Annotated in this window: 15 protein-coding genes; 6 read left to right on the top strand and 9 right to left on the bottom strand. The window is 61.7% G+C overall.

The window, feature by feature from the left end; translation table 11 throughout:
* Positions 1-57: 57 nt before the first annotated feature.
* Genes KI612_RS00135 through rsmB form a run of 4 tightly spaced genes read right to left on the bottom strand, consistent with a single transcriptional unit; the run spans position 58 to position 5,282 of the window.
* The gene (locus KI612_RS00135; RefSeq protein WP_226441803.1) at positions 58-1,323 is read right to left on the bottom strand and encodes a sigma-54-dependent transcriptional regulator; all 1,266 of its coding nucleotides are present in this window, start codon (positions 1,321-1,323) and stop codon (positions 58-60) included.
* The gene (locus KI612_RS00130; protein ID WP_226441802.1) at positions 1,323-3,455 is read right to left on the bottom strand and encodes a sensor histidine kinase; all 2,133 of its coding nucleotides are present in this window, start codon (positions 3,453-3,455) and stop codon (positions 1,323-1,325) included. The genes KI612_RS00135 and KI612_RS00130 overlap by 1 nt, the downstream gene beginning before the upstream one ends.
* Entirely contained in the window at positions 3,452-4,030 is a 579-nt protein-coding gene (locus KI612_RS00125) for a DUF4390 domain-containing protein (RefSeq protein WP_226441801.1), read from the bottom strand. The genes KI612_RS00130 and KI612_RS00125 overlap by 4 nt, the downstream gene beginning before the upstream one ends.
* A complete protein-coding gene (gene rsmB, locus KI612_RS00120; RefSeq protein ID WP_226441800.1) occupies positions 4,023-5,282 on the bottom strand; it encodes a 16S rRNA (cytosine(967)-C(5))-methyltransferase RsmB in 1,260 nt (419 codons plus the stop codon). The genes KI612_RS00125 and rsmB overlap by 8 nt, the downstream gene beginning before the upstream one ends.
* A gap of 34 nt (positions 5,283-5,316) precedes the next feature.
* Here rsmB and KI612_RS00115 point away from each other — a divergent pair, with 34 nt between their 5' ends.
* Positions 5,317-6,198 (top strand): S1/P1 nuclease, encoded by an 882-nt coding sequence (locus KI612_RS00115; protein WP_226441799.1) that lies wholly within the window; start codon positions 5,317-5,319, stop codon positions 6,196-6,198.
* Positions 6,199-6,207: 9 nt separating this feature from the next.
* Positions 6,208-6,588 (top strand): adenosylmethionine decarboxylase, encoded by a 381-nt coding sequence (gene speD / locus KI612_RS00110; RefSeq protein ID WP_226441798.1) that lies wholly within the window; start codon positions 6,208-6,210, stop codon positions 6,586-6,588.
* 36 nt (positions 6,589-6,624) lie between these two features.
* Here the strand turns inward: speD and fmt are convergent, their stop codons facing one another.
* Both fmt and def read right to left on the bottom strand, forming a co-directional pair.
* Positions 6,625-7,548, bottom strand: a complete 924-nt coding sequence (fmt, locus tag KI612_RS00105; protein ID WP_226441797.1) for a methionyl-tRNA formyltransferase — start codon at positions 7,546-7,548, stop codon at positions 6,625-6,627.
* Positions 7,545-8,048, bottom strand: coding sequence for a peptide deformylase (def, locus tag KI612_RS00100; protein ID WP_226441796.1), 504 nt, complete (start codon positions 8,046-8,048; stop codon positions 7,545-7,547). Before def ends, fmt begins: the two co-directional genes overlap by 4 nt.
* 142 nt (positions 8,049-8,190) lie before the next feature.
* Here def and KI612_RS00095 point away from each other — a divergent pair, with 142 nt between their 5' ends.
* From KI612_RS00095 to KI612_RS00085, 3 genes are all read left to right on the top strand, one after another.
* Complete coding sequence (locus tag KI612_RS00095; RefSeq protein ID WP_226441795.1) at positions 8,191-9,225, top strand: LysM peptidoglycan-binding domain-containing protein; 1,035 nt, start codon at positions 8,191-8,193, stop codon at positions 9,223-9,225.
* Entirely contained in the window at positions 9,222-10,298 is a 1,077-nt protein-coding gene (dprA, locus tag KI612_RS00090) for a DNA-processing protein DprA (protein ID WP_226441794.1), read from the top strand. Before KI612_RS00095 ends, dprA begins: the two co-directional genes overlap by 4 nt.
* Before the next feature lie 79 nt (positions 10,299-10,377).
* The gene (locus tag KI612_RS00085; protein ID WP_226441793.1) at positions 10,378-12,894 is read left to right on the top strand and encodes a DNA topoisomerase III; all 2,517 of its coding nucleotides are present in this window, start codon (positions 10,378-10,380) and stop codon (positions 12,892-12,894) included.
* Between the two features lie 87 nt (positions 12,895-12,981).
* Here the strand turns inward: KI612_RS00085 and KI612_RS00080 are convergent, their stop codons facing one another.
* From KI612_RS00080 to KI612_RS00070, 3 genes are all read right to left on the bottom strand, one after another.
* Positions 12,982-14,064, bottom strand: coding sequence for a GNAT family N-acetyltransferase (locus tag KI612_RS00080; RefSeq protein WP_226441792.1), 1,083 nt, complete (start codon positions 14,062-14,064; stop codon positions 12,982-12,984).
* Positions 14,065-14,128: 64 nt separating this feature from the next.
* Positions 14,129-15,043 (bottom strand): hydrogen peroxide-inducible genes activator, encoded by a 915-nt coding sequence (locus KI612_RS00075; protein ID WP_226441791.1) that lies wholly within the window; start codon positions 15,041-15,043, stop codon positions 14,129-14,131.
* Positions 15,040-15,747: a pseudouridine synthase gene (locus tag KI612_RS00070; protein ID WP_226444320.1), complete on the bottom strand. Its 708-nt coding sequence runs from the start codon at positions 15,745-15,747 to the stop codon at positions 15,040-15,042. Before KI612_RS00070 ends, KI612_RS00075 begins: the two co-directional genes overlap by 4 nt.
* A 95-nt stretch (positions 15,748-15,842) precedes the next feature.
* Between KI612_RS00070 and KI612_RS00065 the strand changes: the two genes are divergently transcribed.
* Positions 15,843-16,313, top strand: coding sequence for an SRPBCC family protein (locus KI612_RS00065; protein WP_226441790.1), 471 nt, complete (start codon positions 15,843-15,845; stop codon positions 16,311-16,313).
* The last annotated feature ends 1 nt before the right edge of the window (position 16,314 follow it).

Raw genomic sequence — 16,314 nt, 5'->3', positions numbered from 1 at the left:
GCGGCATTATCCGCCTTTCCGGGCATCAGGTCACGGTTGCCGCGCAGTCGTCGCCGGCTATTCCTCGCTGCGCTTGCCGAGTTTGACGTCGAGCTGCTTCAGTTTGCGATACAGGTGCGTACGTTCCAGGCCGGAACGCTCGGCGAGCTTGGTCATGTTGCCGCCTTCGAGGCGCAGGTGATGCTCGAAATACAGCTTCTCGAAGGCATCGCGCGCTTCGCGCAGTGGCTGCTCAAGCAAGGGCTGCAGCGAAATCAGTTCCTGGCTGTTCCCTTCCTTCTCGGGCGTCACCCGGATCACATCCTCGGCCGAAATGTCTTCATCGAGCGCGGTCAGGGCCAGGTTGCGGACCAGCACATAGAGATCGGTCCAGCTGGCATCGGGCAGGCTCTTCCAGGGCAGCGTACGCAAGGCATTGAGGGCACCGGTCGAAAAACGCCGCGGCGGCACTTCACCGCGTTCGACGAAATTGCTCAGCAGCAGGCTGGCGATTTCCGGCAACTCGTCGGCGTGCCCTGCCAGCGAAGGCATGGCAACAAAGACTTCGCCGAGCCGCGTGAGCAGCTTGCCGTCCCAGCCCGCTTCGCCCAGCGCGGCGAGCGGCCGGGCGGTGGCGGCAACCAGCTGCAAATTGAGCTTTTCCAGACGGTCGACCGCATAGGACAGGTTCATTTGCTGCATCTTGCCCAGCGCCGACAGATCCGGCACGAAGAGCAGGCCGCCACTGACCTTTTCCAGCATTTCCTGGGTCAGGGCGCTGCTGATGCCGGACAGGTCCAGCCACGGGGCGCGCGGCGTCTGCAAGGTGCGCGCGCAGATTTCCGCCATGCCGCCGGTTGCGCCCTTGAGCAACAGCAGCGGCGACTTGGCGGCAGCCTGTTCGAGCCGGCGCTTGAATTCCTTGATGAAGGCCGAGCGCCCGAAGGCTTCCAGGGTCAGTGGCGGGCGTTGCGGCGGCGCATCGTGCTTGAGCGCCTTCTGCACCGTGGATAGCAGCTTCTGCAGCGCAATCGGCTTTTCCAGGAAATCGAAGGCACCGAAACGCGTCGCCTCGACCGCCGTATCGATCGTGCCATGGCCCGACATCATCACCACCGGCATGTTGAGCTGGCCACCGGCATGCCACTCCTTCAACAGCGAGATGCCGTCGGTGTCGGGCATCCAGATGTCGAGCAGGACCAGATCGGGGCGCAACTCGCCGCGCACCCGGCGGGCCGCCGCGGCATTTTCGGCGAGGCGGACATCGTAGCCCTCGTCGATCAGGATTTCCGACAACAGTTCGCGAATGCCGACTTCGTCGTCAACGACCAGAATAATCGCCATTATTGGCTCTCCTCCTTCACCAGGGGCAGACGAATGTCGATTCGTGCTCCGCCTTCCGGTGCATTGCTGATTTCGATACTGCCCGAGTGTTCTTCGACAATTTTCTTGACGATGGGCAGGCCAAGGCCGGTACCGCGGGCCTTGGTGGTGACGTAGGGTTCAAAAATCCGGGGCAGCAGTTCGGCCGGGAAGCCCGGGCCGTTATCGGCGATCTGCAGGCGGGCGCAGCGGCCGAGGCGTTCGGTAATGATCCGGATGCAGCTGTCCGGACGCTCCTCGAGCGCATCTTCGGCATTGCGCAGCAGATTGTGGATGATCTGGCGCAGTTGCGTCGCATCGCCGAGGACAGCCGGCAGATCGGCGGCCAGTTCGGTTTCGATGCGCGCCGACGAGCTTTCGTAGAGGCCGAGCACTTCGCCGATCAGTTCGTTGAGATCGAGCGGCGAGACTTCCGGCGCCGGCAGGCGGGCATAGTCGCGGAAATCATCGACCATGCGCTTCATCGCCTGCACCTGGTTGATGATGGTCTGCGTGCCGCGCGCCAGCATGTCGGCATCGCCGTTGAGCAACTTGCCGGCCAGCTTGAACTGCAGGCGCTCGGCCGAGAGCTGGATCGGCGTCAGCGGGTTCTTGATTTCATGCGCCAGGCGGCGCGCCACTTCGCCCCAGGCGGCACTGCGCTGGGCGGCGATCATTCGCGTCACATCGTCGAAGACCACGACATCGCCGCCGCCACTCGCTTCCGGCAGGCGCGAACCGCGCAGCAGCAGAACCTGCGGCATGCCGTTCGGGCGCTCCAGTTCAAGCTGGGCCTGCCATTCGACTTCGTCGGTGGCCGAGAAATGCGTACGGATGCATTCGCCCATGATGCTCTGGCGCGGCCAGTTTTCAACGGCTTCGCCGATCAGGCCGGTGAAGTCATCGTTCAAAACGGTCAAAGCGCCTTCGTTGACCGTACGCAGCACGAAATGGCGGTCGAAAACCAGCACACCGGCCGACAGATTGGCCAGGATCGACTCGAGATAGCCGCGCGCCGACTCCAGCTCGCCCCGGTGGCGCTCGGTTTCGTGCCGTGCTTCGTTGAGCTGGCGGGTCATCCGGTTGAAGGACTGGGTCAGCACACCGAGTTCGTCGCCACTGTAGATTGCCTGGCGCGGCGAAAAGTCGCCCTGCGCCACCGCCTGCGTGCCTTCGGCCAGGATGTGCAGCGGCGCGACCAGGCGGCGGGCCATCACGTAGGCCAGCGCGAAAGCCCCGAACAGGGCAACCAGCACGGTCAACGTCAAAGTCAGGGCATAAATGCGGGTCAGACCCTCGCGGGCCAGCTGCAACTCCTGATAATCGCGATAAACCGCCTGCACCGCATCGGCATCGTGCGCCAGACCTTCCGGCACCGGCTGAATCAGTTGCAGGATGCGCGGTTCCTCGAAAACGTCGCGCGCCGTCACCGGCACCAGTACGCGCAAAAAGAGCTTGCCGCCCTCGCCTTCGACCGAACTGACGGCCCGCGTGCTGCGCGCCTGCTTGAGCTGCGCCTGGGTCGGCAATTCCGGCAGCAGGGCCCCCAGTTCGCCGGTTGCGCTGGAGAGCAGTTGGCCACCCAGCGAAAACAAGGCCGCCGACTGCACGCCTTTTTCGTCGCGCAGGCGCAGCAAGGCCGAGCGGCGGGAAAATTCCTGGATATCGGAAAGTTCGGCGGCCATGCTGCGTCCCTTTTCGCCAAGATCGGCGAGCAGCGAATCGAGGGCCGAACGACCGAGATGCAGGCCGGACTCAAGCGCCTTCTCGACGCGCACGTCGAACCAGCTTTCGATCGAACGCGTCACAAACTGGACGGAAACGCCATAGACCAGCGCGCCCGGCAACACGGCGATGACGCCAAACATCAGCATCAGGCGCAGCTTGAGGCGGGCGCCGAAAACCTGGGCCTGGTAATCGCGCCACAAGGAGCGCAGCTGCGAGCCGACGAGGGCGAGCATGCCGAGCGCCAGCATGACGTTGAGGGCGATCAGCAAGGGGTAATTGCGCGAAAAAATGACCGTATCCGCCGCCGTCGACATCAGCAGCAGGAACCAGACAATGGCGCCGACGGCTGCCGCGAGGGCGCCGCTGGCAGCGACGAAACGCTTCACTTGACCTCCGCCGGCAGCACGGCAGGCAGGCTGAGCTGCCAGGTCTTCCAGTCGGAAGCCAGACTCCACTCCTTGTTGCCGAGCGCGCTGATCTGGAAGGGACGCGGCAATTGCGTGATGTCCAGACGCAGGCGCAAGGCCGCCTGGTAGGGTTCGCCAGCCTTGATGGTCTTGTCGTTCTTGTCGATCACCACCCAGTTGCGCATGCGCGCCAGCATGCGCAAGGCGTCAGACAAGGAGGAGAACGACTGGTGCAGGGCGCCGGTGGACAAGCGGTATTGCCGGGTCAGCGCGTGATAGGACAGGCGGTAGGTCTGGCTGCGGCTGAGCAGCTTTTCATCAAGCCAGTACCAGCGCGGTCGGGAAAGCTCGAAGTCGGCAACAAAATAGAGCACGACGCCCTTGGTCACCGCCTCTTCCAGGCGCTGGTTCAGTTCGAACGTGAAATCGGCCGACAGCACGTAGCCATCATCGCCGGCCACGATCTGCGGCGCTGCAATGTCGATCTCTGCGGTCCACGCCAGTACAGGCAGGAAAACCAGCAGCAACAACCAGCGCCGTAGTCGCTCAGTCACGTTTTTCGAGGAGGCAATAGAAGAAACCATCATGTTCAGCGGTAGGCAAAAGCTGTTCCTCATGACACCGGCGGGCCAGCGGCTGACGCGCCAGGAACAGCCCGATCTGTTCGGTGTTTTCAGCCGGAAAAACCGAACAGGTCACGTAAAGCAGTTTACCTCCCGGCCGGACAACCTGCCACAAGGCATCGAGAATACGCGCCTGGCTGGCCGCAAAGCTGGCGATATCGGTTTCCCGGCGCAGCCACTTGGCATCCGGATTACGCCGCACAACACCGCTTGCCGTACAGGGCACATCGGCAAGCACGGCATCGAACGGACGGCCATCCCACCACAAATTCAGTTTGGCACAATCGGCTGCCTTGACCCCGGCCTGCAGCCCGAGGCGAGCCAGGTTTTCCTCGATGCGGCGGCAGCGCGACGGCTTGAGATCGAGCGCCAGCAGATCGAGTTCGGCGCGTTCCAGCAGATGCGCCGTCTTGCCGCCGGGCGCAGCGCAGGCATCAAGCACACGGCTGCCGGGCAGCGGGTCGAGCAGGCTGGCGGTGCGCTGGGCGCCCGGATCCTGAACCGAAACCAGGCCATCGAAAAAGCCGGGCAGACGATCAACTGCCACCGGCTTGTCGAGCATCAGACCCGCCTCGTCAATCGGCGTCGATGCGATATCGACGGCACTCAGGCGCTGTTGATATTCGTCGCGGCCGATGCGGCGCAGATTGACGCGCAGTGCCATCGGCGGTGGCGCGTTGCCGGCTGCGACGATGGCCGGCCAATCGTTCGGATAGGCCGTTTGCAATTGCGCCAGCCACCAGTCGGGATGCTGGCTGGCGGCCAGTTCATCAGCCGCCAGGTCAGTATTCAGTGCCGCCTGCTGGCGCAGGAAATTGCGCAGCACGGCATTGACCAGCGAGCGGAAACGGCCTTCGGCCATGACGCCGGCTGCCACCACCGCCTGATCAACCACGGTATGCGCCGAGTCCGGACGGGTTTCCAGACGATAGATCGCAACCAGCAGCAAGGCGCGAATTTCTTCGGCAGCCAGCGGCTTGCTGAGCAGGCGGGACAAAAAGAAATCGCCCCGTCCGTACTGGCGCAGGCTGCCGTAGACCAGATCCTGAACCGCCGGGCGGGCGAGCGGATCAATACGGCCTAGCAGCCCGTCGGCCAGGCTTTGCCCGGCGAAGACGGCGACGTTGATGAGGGCGGCTTGTTGCAGTGCAAAAGCCAGAGAGGTGAGCGGCAGTTTCGACATAGTCTCTGATTATCGCACGCGGCATAATGCCGCAATGCGTCGATTCCTGATTCTGTTCTTCCTGTTCCTCTGCCCGCCCCTGGCCCATGCCTGGAATGGGGCCGGGCACCGGCTGACTGCCATCATTGCCTGGCAGCAATTATCGCCGGCCAGCCGGCAGCAGATTGGCGAAATCCTGGCCCGCCATCCTGATTACCCGAGCTGGCAGGAAAAGGCCCGTTCCGACGAGCCGCAGGCCCTCTTCGCCGAAGCTGCAACCTGGGCGGACAACATCCGCCATGATCCCCGCTATTACGATGAAACCCGGGAAACACCGACACCGGCCATCCCCGGCCTGTTCGATCAGGCCCGCCACAAGGGCTGGCATTACGTCGACCTCGACAGCAAGGGCAAACGCCGGGCCGGTGAAATCGACCTCCAGATCGGGAAAATCAGCCAAATTTTGCGGTCGACCGCCAGCCCGGAGCAGATTTCCTGGGCACTGCCCTGGCTGCTGCATCTGGTCGGCGACATCCACCAGCCACTGCATGTCGGCCGCCACGGCGACGACGGCGGCAACCGCGTCGAAATTGAGAATCCGGCCCGCCGCCAGCCATTCTCCAACCTGCATCAGTACTGGGATGAATTGCCCGGACCGTCTTCCCTGCGCGGCAAGCGTCTGGACAAGCGCGCCGCCGAACTGCTCGCCCGCTATCCGGCGCCGGCCCAGGGTTCGGTTATCGGCTGGCGCAGCGAAAGCCATCATCTGCTTGCTGACGCTTATCCCCCGGCCGGCAGCCTGCTGCCCTTGATCACCGACGAATTCGACGCGCAGGCACGCAGCATCGCCGAACAGCAGATCGTCAATGCCGGTTATCGGCTGGGCCGCCTACTGGAAAATATTTTTGCCCGCCGAGTTTCACGTGAAACGCCATAAAATTGCCAAATGAATGGCCTGCACCTGATCGCTGACCTGCACGATTGCCGCTGCGCCCCGGGCTTGCTGCTCGATGCCGCCGGCCTGGAAGACTATTGTGTCGATGCCTGCCGCCGCCATGGCCTGAGCGTGGTCGGCCGCCTCTTCCACGCGTTCACCGACGCCACCGGTCAGCCGGCCGGTGTCACCGGCACCGTGGTGCTGGCCGAATCGCACCTGGCCGTGCACACCTGGCCGGAAATCGGCGGCGTGACACTCGATGTCTATGTCTGTAATTTCAGTGGCGACAACAGTGCTCGGGCCCGCGCCCTGTTTGCCGAAGTCATCGCCACCTTCGCGCCGGAGCGGCTGGAAAAAAAAGAGGTGGCACGCGGCCACCTCGGCAGTTAGCGCGCCCGGCCAAAACCGCGGGGCGGCAAACCAGACTCAGGCCGGCAGATCGAAGCGGTCGCCGACCTGCAACGGGTTACCCGCCAGGAACTGCTGTACCGGCAGACGCTTGCCACCGGCCTTTTGCAACTCGCTGATCGCCAGCGCCCCGGAACCACAGGCCACGACGATCGCCTGCCGGTCGACCTGCAAAATCTGTCCGATTTCGCCTTGACCGGGAACCGGCGCGGCCTGCCACAGCTTCACGGTCTGGCCGCGCAACAAGGCTTGGGCGCCAGGAAACGGATTGAAGGCGCGGATGTGGCGATCGAGTTCGGCGGCGCTTTTCGACCAGTCGATCAGGGCTTCCGCCTTCTCGATCTTGTGTGCGTAGGTGATGCCCTCGACCGGCTGCGCCGCGGCCGGCAACGGCAACTTGCCAAGTGCCTCGACCGCGAGCGAAGCTCCCAGCTCGGCCAGACGGTCGTGCAGGGTCGCCGTCGTCTCTGTTGGCGCAATCGGGAAAGCGCCGCGCAGCAGCACCGGCCCGGTATCGAGGCCAGCTTCCATCTGCATGATGCAGACGCCGGTCTCGGCATCACCGGCGAGCAAAGCGCGCTGGATCGGTGCGGCACCACGCCAGCGCGGCAACAGCGAAGCGTGAATATTGATGCAGCCCAGACGCGGCATGTCGAGCACGACTTGCGGCAGGATCAGCCCGTAGGCGGCAACCACCATCACCTCGGCCTGAATGGCGGCGATCTTCGCCTGCGCTTCGGCATCCTTCAGGCTCAAGGGCTGGAAGACCTCGATGCCATGTTCGAGCGCCAGTTTCTTGACCGGCGACGGCTGCAGGCTCATACCGCGCCCGGCCGGCCGGTCGGGCTGGGTCAGCACGAGCGGCACGTCGTGACCCGCTGCAATAATGGCCTGCAGCGCCTGCGCGGCAAATTCCGGTGTCCCGGCGAAGATCAGCCTCATGCGGTGACGCGCGCCTGTTTCGCCAGCTTGTTCCGGATCCGGGTCTGCTTGAGTTGCGACAGGTGATCGACGAAGACCTTGCCGTTCAGATGATCGAGTTCGTGCTGGATGCAGACCGCGAGCAGGCCGTCGGCCTGCAGGGATTGTGTCTTGCCATCCAGATCGAGGTAATGCACGGTGACGAATTCGGCCCGTTCGACCTTGTCATAGATGCCGGGCACCGACAGGCATCCTTCCTCGCCCTCCTGCGACCCCGTGCATTGATCAAGGCGCGGATTGATGAATACGCGGAGGTCGTTCTTTTCCTCCGTAATATCGATCACGACGATCTGCTTATGCACGTCGACCTGGGTCGCGGCCAAGCCGATACCGGGCGCCTCGTACATGGTCTCGGCCATGTCGGCGACCAGTTTTCGGATGCCATCGTCAATTTTTGAAACCGGTACGGCAACTTTTTTCAGCCGGACATCGGGGAAACGCAAAATGGGTAGAAGTGCCATAGGGAAAACGGATGAAAAGCTTGCTCGATTAGGTTATTACGTGCAGAATCTCCAGCAATTTCCGAGATATGAACCGGCTTGCCAGACACTATTCAGACAGTGTTGATCGCACCGCGTTCCACCGGCACGAGAGGTTACGACAATGGTTCGCATTATATCCGCGCTCATCCTGGCCGTAACGGCCTTCTGCGCATCTGCCGAAGAGCCGCTTCAACTCGTCGACAATCCCCCTGATCGCCACATCGTTGTCCGCGGTGACACGCTGTGGGGCATTTCCGGCAAATTTCTGAAGCAACCCTGGCGCTGGCCGGAAATCTGGAACATGAACAAGGCCGAGATCAAGAATCCGCACTGGATCTATCCCGGCGACGTGATCATGCTTGACTACGTCAATGGCAAACCGCGTCTGAAACTCGGCAAGTCAGTCGGCAGCACCGGCAACGGCCGCTTGCAGCCGAAGGTATACAGCGAAGCCGTGCAGCAGATCGTGCCGAGCATTCCATCGAACGCAATCGAGCCCTTCCTCTCGCAACCGCTGATCATCGAACCCGGCGCCCACGACAACGTCGCGCGCATCATCGCCTCGCAGGAAGACCGCGTCTTCATGGGCAGCGGCGATACGGCATTTGTGACCGGCATCCCCGATGCCAGTGTCGTCAACTGGAACATCTTCCGTCCGGGCAAGGCCCTGAAGGATCCCGATACTGGTGAAGTGCTCGGTCATGAAGCCTTTTTCCTCGGCAGCGCCCGCCTGGTTCAGCCCGGCGAACCGGCCTCGGTCAGCATCATGATCGCCAAGGAAGAAATCGGTCGCGGTGATCGCCTGCTGCCGACGCCCCCCGCCAATATCGTTGCTTATGTGCCGCATCGCCCGGAACAGGAAATCTCCGGCAAGATCGTCAGCATCTATGGCGGTCTGCGTGAAGGTGGCGCCAGCTCCGTCGTCGCCATCAACCGTGGCCGCAACGACGCACTTGAGGTGGGCCACGTTCTCGCCCTTTACCGCAACCGGGTTTCTTTCGGTTACGACGAAAAAGGCAAAAAGGTCTCCACGCCGATTCCTGAAGAGCGTTACGCACTGGCCTTTGTGTTCCGCGTCTTCGATCGCGTCAGCTATGCGCTGGTGGTTGAGTCGGCAAAATCCGTGATGATCGGCGACTCTTTCAAGAATCCGTGAAAACAACCAAAGGTCTGGCCGCCTGGCTGCGGCTGACCCTGATCCCCGGAATCGGCGGCGAGAGGCAGAGAAAGCTTCTCGCCGCTTTTGGTTTACCGGAAGGAATTTTCGCCGCCGGCCGGCTGGCTGCGCGCTCGGTCATCGGCGAAACAGCCGACCTGCTGTTTGATTTTGACCCCGGCGAAGCCGTCGACCGTAGCCTGCACTGGGCGGAAGACCCCGAGCAGCACATCCTGACCCTGGCCGACGAAGCCTACCCCGCCGCCCTGCTGGAAATTGCCGACCCGCCCAATGTGCTCTATCTGCGCGGCAACCCGGCGTTGTTGCAACAACCTGGCCTGGCGATCGTCGGCAGTCGCAATGCAACGCCACAGGGCCTGCAGACGGCCCACGGCTTTGCCCGGACGCTTGCCGGACAAGGCTTGACCATCATCAGTGGCCTGGCACTCGGCATCGACGCGGCAGCTCATCAAGGTGCGCTGGCCGCCAACGGAAATACGATTGCCGTCATCGGCACCGGCGCCGACCGAATCTACCCCGCCCGCAACAAGGAACTGGCCCTGCAGATCGCCGAACAGGGCCTGATTGTTTCCGAGTTTCCACTCGGTACACCGGTGCTGGCGGCCAATTTTCCCCGCCGCAACCGGATCATTTCCGGCCTGTCGCGCGGCGTTCTGGTCGTCGAAGCCGCACCGGAAAGCGGTTCGCTGATCACGGCGCGCCTGGCCGGCGAGCAGGGACGCGAAGTTTTTGCCATTCCCGGCTCCATCCACTCCCCGCTTGCCCGGGGCTGCCACAAACTGATCAGGCAAGGCGCCAAGCTGGTCGAAACCGCTGACGACATACTGGAAGAACTGGGCAACCTGACGGCGAACAATCAGCTTCCGGATGAGGCCCCCCATCGGACCGAAGATCCCCTGCTCATCGCCCTTGGCCACGATCCGTGCAGCCTCGACCAACTGGCCGAACGGACCGGTTACAGCACCGAACAACTGCTCACTGAATTGCTGACGCTGGAGCTCTCCGGCGTGCTCGCCACCCTGCCCGGCAACCGCTACCAGCGCCTCAACTAAATCGCTGCATATATATAGATGGCTTGCCAAGCCGCGCGCCGGGCACTTATCATGCCCCGGCATCCAACAGGCAGACCCCATGACCAAAAAACTGATCATCGCCGAAAAACCATCCGTCGCGGCCGACATTGCCAAGGCGCTGGGCGGCTTTACCAAGCACGACGACTACTTCGAAAGCGAGACGCACGTCATCTCGTCGGCCGTCGGTCACTTGCTGGAACTGGCCTGCCCGGAGGAGTTCGAAGTCAAACGCGGCAAATGGTCGTTTGCCCATCTGCCGGTAATCCCGCCGCACTTCGCACTGAAACCGATCGAGAAAACCGAGTCGCGCCTCAAGGTGCTGACCAAGCTGATCAAGCGCAAGGACGTCTCTGCCCTGATCAACGCATGTGACGCGGGGCGCGAAGGCGAGTTGATCTTCAACTACATCGCGCAACACACCAAGACCACCAAGCCGATCCAGCGCCTGTGGCTGCAATCGATGACCCAGGGCGCGATCCGCGATGGTTTCACACGTCTGCGCCAGGGCAACGAAATGCAGGGCCTGGGCGATGCCGCCGTCTGCCGTTCCGAATCCGACTGGCTGGTCGGCATCAACGGCACGCGGGCGATGACCGCCTTCAATTCGAAAACTGGCGGCTTCCACCTGACCACCGTCGGCCGTGTGCAAACGCCGACCCTGGCCATCGTCGTCGAGCGCGAACGCAGGATCCGTGAATTCAAGTCGCGCGACTACTGGGAAGTCGAAGCCGACTTCGCCGCCAAGGCCGGCAACTACACCGGCAAATGGTTCGACGAAGCCTACAAGGGCAAGGCCGAAGACGAGCATGCCCGTGCCGACCGCCTGTGGGAACTGGCCAAGGCCGAAGCCATCCGTGCCGCCACGTCCGGCAAGCCGGGCATCGTCACCGAGGAAGCCAAGCCGGAAACCCGCCTTTCGCCGCTGCTCTTCGACCTGACCAGCCTGCAGCGCGAGGCCAATGCGCGTTTCGGCTTCTCGGCCAAGACGACGCTGTCGATCGCCCAGGCACTCTATGAAAAGCACAAGGTCCTGACCTACCCGCGGACCGATTCGCGCTGCCTGCCGGAAGACTACCTGCCGACGGTGCGCGAGACGCTGACCATCCTGACCGGCGAAGGCGCCGGCAAGGGGCACGACGAAGTGCTGCTCGCCCGCTACTCGCCGTTTGCCCACCAGATTCTGGCGCGCAACTGGGTGCTGCCGAACAAACGCATTTTCAACAACGCCAAGATCAGCGATCACTTCGCAATCATCCCGACGCCGCAGGCGCCAAAGAATCTCAACGAAGTCGAGCAGAAACTCTACGATTTCGTCGTGCGTCGCTTCCTGTCCGTGTTCTTCCCGGCCGCCGAATACATGGTGACCACTCGCATCACCCGCGTCGAAGGCCACCCCTTCAAGACCGAGGGCAAGGTACTGGTCAATCCGGGCTGGCTGGCCGTGCATGGCAAGGAAGGCCAGGAAGGTACCGAGGGCAATCTCGTTGCGGTCGACAAGGATGAAAAGGTCAAAACCGAGGAAGTCACGGTCAAGGCCAACGAAACCAAGCCGCCGCCCCGCTACTCGGAAGCCACCCTGCTCTCCGCCATGGAAGGCGCCGGCAAGATGGTCGATGACGAGGAACTCAAGGCCGCCATGGCCGGGCGTGGCCTCGGCACACCAGCGACGCGCGCCCAGATCATCGAAAACCTGATCGGCGAGCAGTACATGCTGCGCGAAGGCCGCGAACTGACGCCGACCGCCAAGGCCTTTTCGCTGATGACGCTGTTGAACGGCCTCGGCATCAACGAACTGACCCAGCCGGAACTGACCGGCGACTGGGAATGGAAGCTCGGCCGCATCGAAAAGGGCGAATTCACGCGCGAGGAATTCATGCGCGAAATCGCCGAAATGACCCGCCACATGGTCGAGCGCGCCAAGACTTTCGAGGCCGACACCATTCCGGGCGATTTTGGCGTGTTGACCGCCAAGTGCCCGCGCTGCGGCGGCGAGATTCGCGAAACCTACAAGAAATTCCAGTGCGGTGGCTGCGACTACTCGCTGTGGAAGATCGTTGCCGGCCGCCAGTTCGAACCGGAAGAAATCGACACCCTGATCAACGAAAAGCAGATCGGCCCGCTGACCGGCTTCCGCAACAAGATGGGGCGGACTTTCTCGGCCGCCATCAAGTTGAACGACAAGATGGAACCGGAATTCGACTTCGGCCAGGACAAGAACGACGAAGCCAACAACGAGCCGGTCGACTTCTCGGCCCAGACCAGCCTCGGCAAATGTCCGAAGTGCGCCGCCAACGTCTATGACCACGGCAGCACCTACGTCTGTGAAAAATCGGTCGGCCCGGAAAAGAGCTGCGATTTCCGCTCCGGCAAGGTGATCCTGCAACAACCGATCGAACCTGGCCAGATGCAGAAATTGCTGACCGAAGGCAAGACCGACCTGTTGAAGGAATTCGTCTCCAACCGCACGCGCCGCAAGTTCTCGGCCTATCTGGTCGCCAAGGATGGCAAGGTGAGTTTCGAGTTCGAAAAGAAGGTCGCCAAACCCAAGGCGCCGGCGAAGAAGAAAGCCGACTAAACCCTCTTTGGCGCTATCAGCCAAGGAGAGGGAAAACAGCCCAAGCTCATCCGAAAGACTGGACAGCGCCAGTTGGCAATCAGAGAACTATCCCTGTTTGAATAGTTCTCTGATTGCCAACTGGCGGAGCTTGTCGTCGCGAAACCAATGCGCGCTGTACACCAGCTCATCCGGATAGCCACGTTGTTGTTTGTGCCCCCCGTACAAACCCGAATCGATATATTTCAAACCATTTTCTATCGCATGGATAATCGGACGATAGCAAACCAGCTCAAAACAAAGCTCGGGTAATTCCTCCATTGCACTCCACGTGCGCAAATAAAGCGCCGAGCTGTCAAGAATCCAGAATGCACCAGCAACGTACCGATCGCCATCGAAAGCAGCAATCAGCCGCACAGAGTCCGGCATCAATTCAACAAATTTTTGCAATACCTCTATCGGAAGCCACGGATGGTTTCCGTGGCGGAGACACACCTTGCGATGCCCGGCATAGTAGCTGTCCAATAAAGTCGGGCTGATTGATTCACCCGCGATCAGCTTTATTGTGAGCCCCAACTGAGCAACCTTACGCCGGTCCTTGTTCATCATGTAGCGCTTACGATGCGGCAATGACTTGAGATAAGTCTCAAAATCACCATAGCCGGTGTTATTCCAGAACGAATGGACTTCGTGACTGATTAACCACCCCTCCTGCCTCAATTTCAAGGCAGTATCCCGATCAACATGCATCAGGTTGAAGGTCGCCAGCTTGTCTTGTTTGACGAGTTGCAGCAGACTCAGAATGACTGCCTTTCTCATCGAATCCGGTCGCACATCTGATCGAACCATCAACTTTTGACAACGCACCGGATACAACGGCAACCCAACCTGAAACTTTGGCCAGGAAAAGCATCCTGCTTTCAGCCCCGAATCGAGCCAGAGATACTCCGGTCCATATTCGGTGAGAGTTCCAGTGCTGAGCATGGCAGGCGCACAAGCGACCAGGAGCCCTTCCTGATCGCGCAACAGAATATAGCGAGGCGCTATTCTCGTGCCCTTCCCGATCGCCCCACTGCACTCAAGAGCAGTAAAGAACGCATGCTGAAGCAATGCCATCCCTTGAGCACATGCATTCCATTGTCCAGCATCAATCTCGGAAATCGAGCGAATTACAGAGATATTCAACTTCAATCGTTTACACCCGGCGTGACTTCCACATCGAAGAGATTACGTTCACTTACCCCCAACGATGAAGTCAGGAAATCAACTTCGTTCCGAGCAAACGGCAGGACAGCAGCGCCGCCCGGACTGCATCAATCGCCTGCGGGCGCGGGAAGGTGACGCGCCAGACCAGACCGACGGTACGTGACGGCTGCGTGCCGGCAAAGGGCAAAACCTTGACCATGGCCTCCTTGCCGACCAGGGGATCGGCGGCCGTGCTCGGCATGACGGCAATGCCGGCACCGCTTGCCACCATGTAGCGGATGGTTTCCAGCGAACCGCCTTCCAGCGAATGGGCCAGGCCATCGGGTGCCGTCAGGCGTGGGCAGGATTCCAGCACCTGGTCGCGGAAGCAATTGCCCTGACCGAGCAGCAACAGATTCTGACCGTCCAGTTCATCGGCCGGAATCGCTTCCCGCCGGCTCCACGGATGCGCTGCCGGCACGACAACGCGAAACGGCTCTTCATAGACCGCCTGGGCGACCAGACCGGGTTCGGCAAAAGGCAGCGCAATAACGATGACATCAAGCTCACCGGCCTTGAGCGCGGGAATCAGGTTGCCGGTGAAATCTTCCTTGAGGAACAGCGGCATGTTCGGCGCCTGCTGGTGCAGGGCCGGAATGAACTGCGGCAGCAGGTAGGGCGCGATGCTGTAGATGATGCCGACGCGCAGCTGACCACTCAGCGGATCGCCGGTCGAATCGGCAATTTCCTCGAGACGCACGGCCTCGTCGAGCACGCGCTTGGCCTGGGCGACGATGCGTTCGCCGAGCGCGGTAATCCGCACATCGGAGGCCGTCCGTTCGAACAGTGCCGCACCCAGCTGCCCTTCGACCTTCTTCAGCGCCACCGACAAGGTCGGCTGGCTGACGTGGCAGGTTTCTGCCGCCTTGCCGAAATGACGCTCGCGGGCCAGGGCCACGATGTAGCGCATTTCGGTCAGGGTCATGGCAAATAACCCAGTTTTTGCAGGTCGACCGGCGTCAGCCAGCGCCATTCGCCGGGTTGCAGGTCGGCCGGAAGAGAGAGTTCGCCGACCGATTCGCGGTGCAGGGCTTCGACGCGGTTGCTGACCGCCGCCACCATGCGCTTGACCTGGTGATACTTGCCCTCGGTCAGGGTCAGGCGCAGCAGGTTTTCGCCGGCTATCTCGGCTGCGGCCGCGGCAATTGGTTCATATTCGTCGGCGAGCAACACGCCGGCCAGCAGTTGATCGATCTGGGCCTGATCAACGGGATGCTTGGTGGTCGCCAGATAAACCTTGGGCACCTTGCGCTTGGCCGAGGATAGCTGATGATTGAGCTGGCCGTCGTTGGTGATCAGCAGCAGGCCGGTGGTGTCTTCGTCGAGCCGGCCGATCGGCTGCACATCGCGTTCGCGCAATTGCACCGGCAGCAGTTCGAGCACGCCCGGGTGATGCTTGGGCTTGCGCGAGCACTCGTAATGCACGGGCTTGTGCAGCATCAGCGTGGCGAATTCAAGATATGGCCAATCGACACCGTCGACCGTAAAGACCAGGCCCTCGATATCGATTTCCGCGAAGGGATCGTCGCAGATTTCGCCATTGATGGCGACGCGTTCACGGCGAATCAGCCCGCGACATTCCTTGCGGGTGCCGAAACCGTGTTTTTGGAGGATACGTTCTAGTTGCATGGCCAGCATGTTAACACGCCGCATCGCTTCCTCAGCGCGCAGCAAACGGTGGCAAGCCGCTTATCGGCGGCCGGCCGATGCAATACAATTCGGCCATGAATTTCGAACACCTCATCCAGATCAACGACCCGGAAAATCCGCTGATCGAGCCGCTCGACCGCCAGCAATTGTGGCAGGGCCTGCTCCACCGCGTCGAGAATCCCATCCCCTTCCTGCCCGGCCTGGAAGCCTTCACCATCCTCGAACGCCAGGCCGACACGCTGCTGCGCGAACTCGATTTCGGCCCGGCCGTGATCCAGGACCGCGTCACGCTGGTCGACATGCACTCGGTGCGCTTCGACATCGTGCCCTCCGAGGCCCACGCCGGCGGCGGCCTGAGCATTGCCATCGAGGAACCCGAACCGGGCTTCCTGTTCCTGCGCTTCACTTACGAAACGACGCTGGCCAACAACCCCAATTCGGAAGACCGGGCCTACATCGAATACGTCAAATCGGCGTATCACCAGTCGGACGTCGATTGCGTCCGTATCATCCGGACATTGGCCGCCGGCGGTCCGCTGCAGTAAA

This window comes from Quatrionicoccus australiensis (assembly GCF_020510525.1).
Lineage (GTDB): Bacteria > Pseudomonadota > Gammaproteobacteria > Burkholderiales > Rhodocyclaceae > Azonexus > Azonexus australiensis_B.
This window is presented reverse-complemented; position numbering and strand designations above follow the sequence as displayed.

Coding starts and splice junctions, on each gene's coding strand:
- rsmB (WP_226441800.1), bottom strand. CDS start 5,282: ATGTCGAAACTGCCGCTCACCTCTCTGGCTTTTGCACTGCAACAAGCC.
- KI612_RS00075 (WP_226441791.1), bottom strand. CDS start 15,043: ATGACCCTGACCGAAATGCGCTACATCGTGGCCCTGGCCCGCGAGCGT.
- KI612_RS00095 (WP_226441795.1), top strand. CDS start 8,191: ATGGTTCGCATTATATCCGCGCTCATCCTGGCCGTAACGGCCTTCTGC.
- speD (WP_226441798.1), top strand. CDS start 6,208: ATGAATGGCCTGCACCTGATCGCTGACCTGCACGATTGCCGCTGCGCC.
- def (WP_226441796.1), bottom strand. CDS start 8,048: ATGGCACTTCTACCCATTTTGCGTTTCCCCGATGTCCGGCTGAAAAAA.
- KI612_RS00085 (WP_226441793.1), top strand. CDS start 10,378: ATGACCAAAAAACTGATCATCGCCGAAAAACCATCCGTCGCGGCCGAC.
- KI612_RS00135 (WP_226441803.1), bottom strand. CDS start 1,323: ATGGCGATTATTCTGGTCGTTGACGACGAAGTCGGCATTCGCGAACTG.
- fmt (WP_226441797.1), bottom strand. CDS start 7,548: ATGAGGCTGATCTTCGCCGGGACACCGGAATTTGCCGCGCAGGCGCTG.
- KI612_RS00065 (WP_226441790.1), top strand. CDS start 15,843: ATGAATTTCGAACACCTCATCCAGATCAACGACCCGGAAAATCCGCTG.
- KI612_RS00115 (WP_226441799.1), top strand. CDS start 5,317: ATGCGTCGATTCCTGATTCTGTTCTTCCTGTTCCTCTGCCCGCCCCTG.
- KI612_RS00070 (WP_226444320.1), bottom strand. CDS start 15,747: ATGCAACTAGAACGTATCCTCCAAAAACACGGTTTCGGCACCCGCAAG.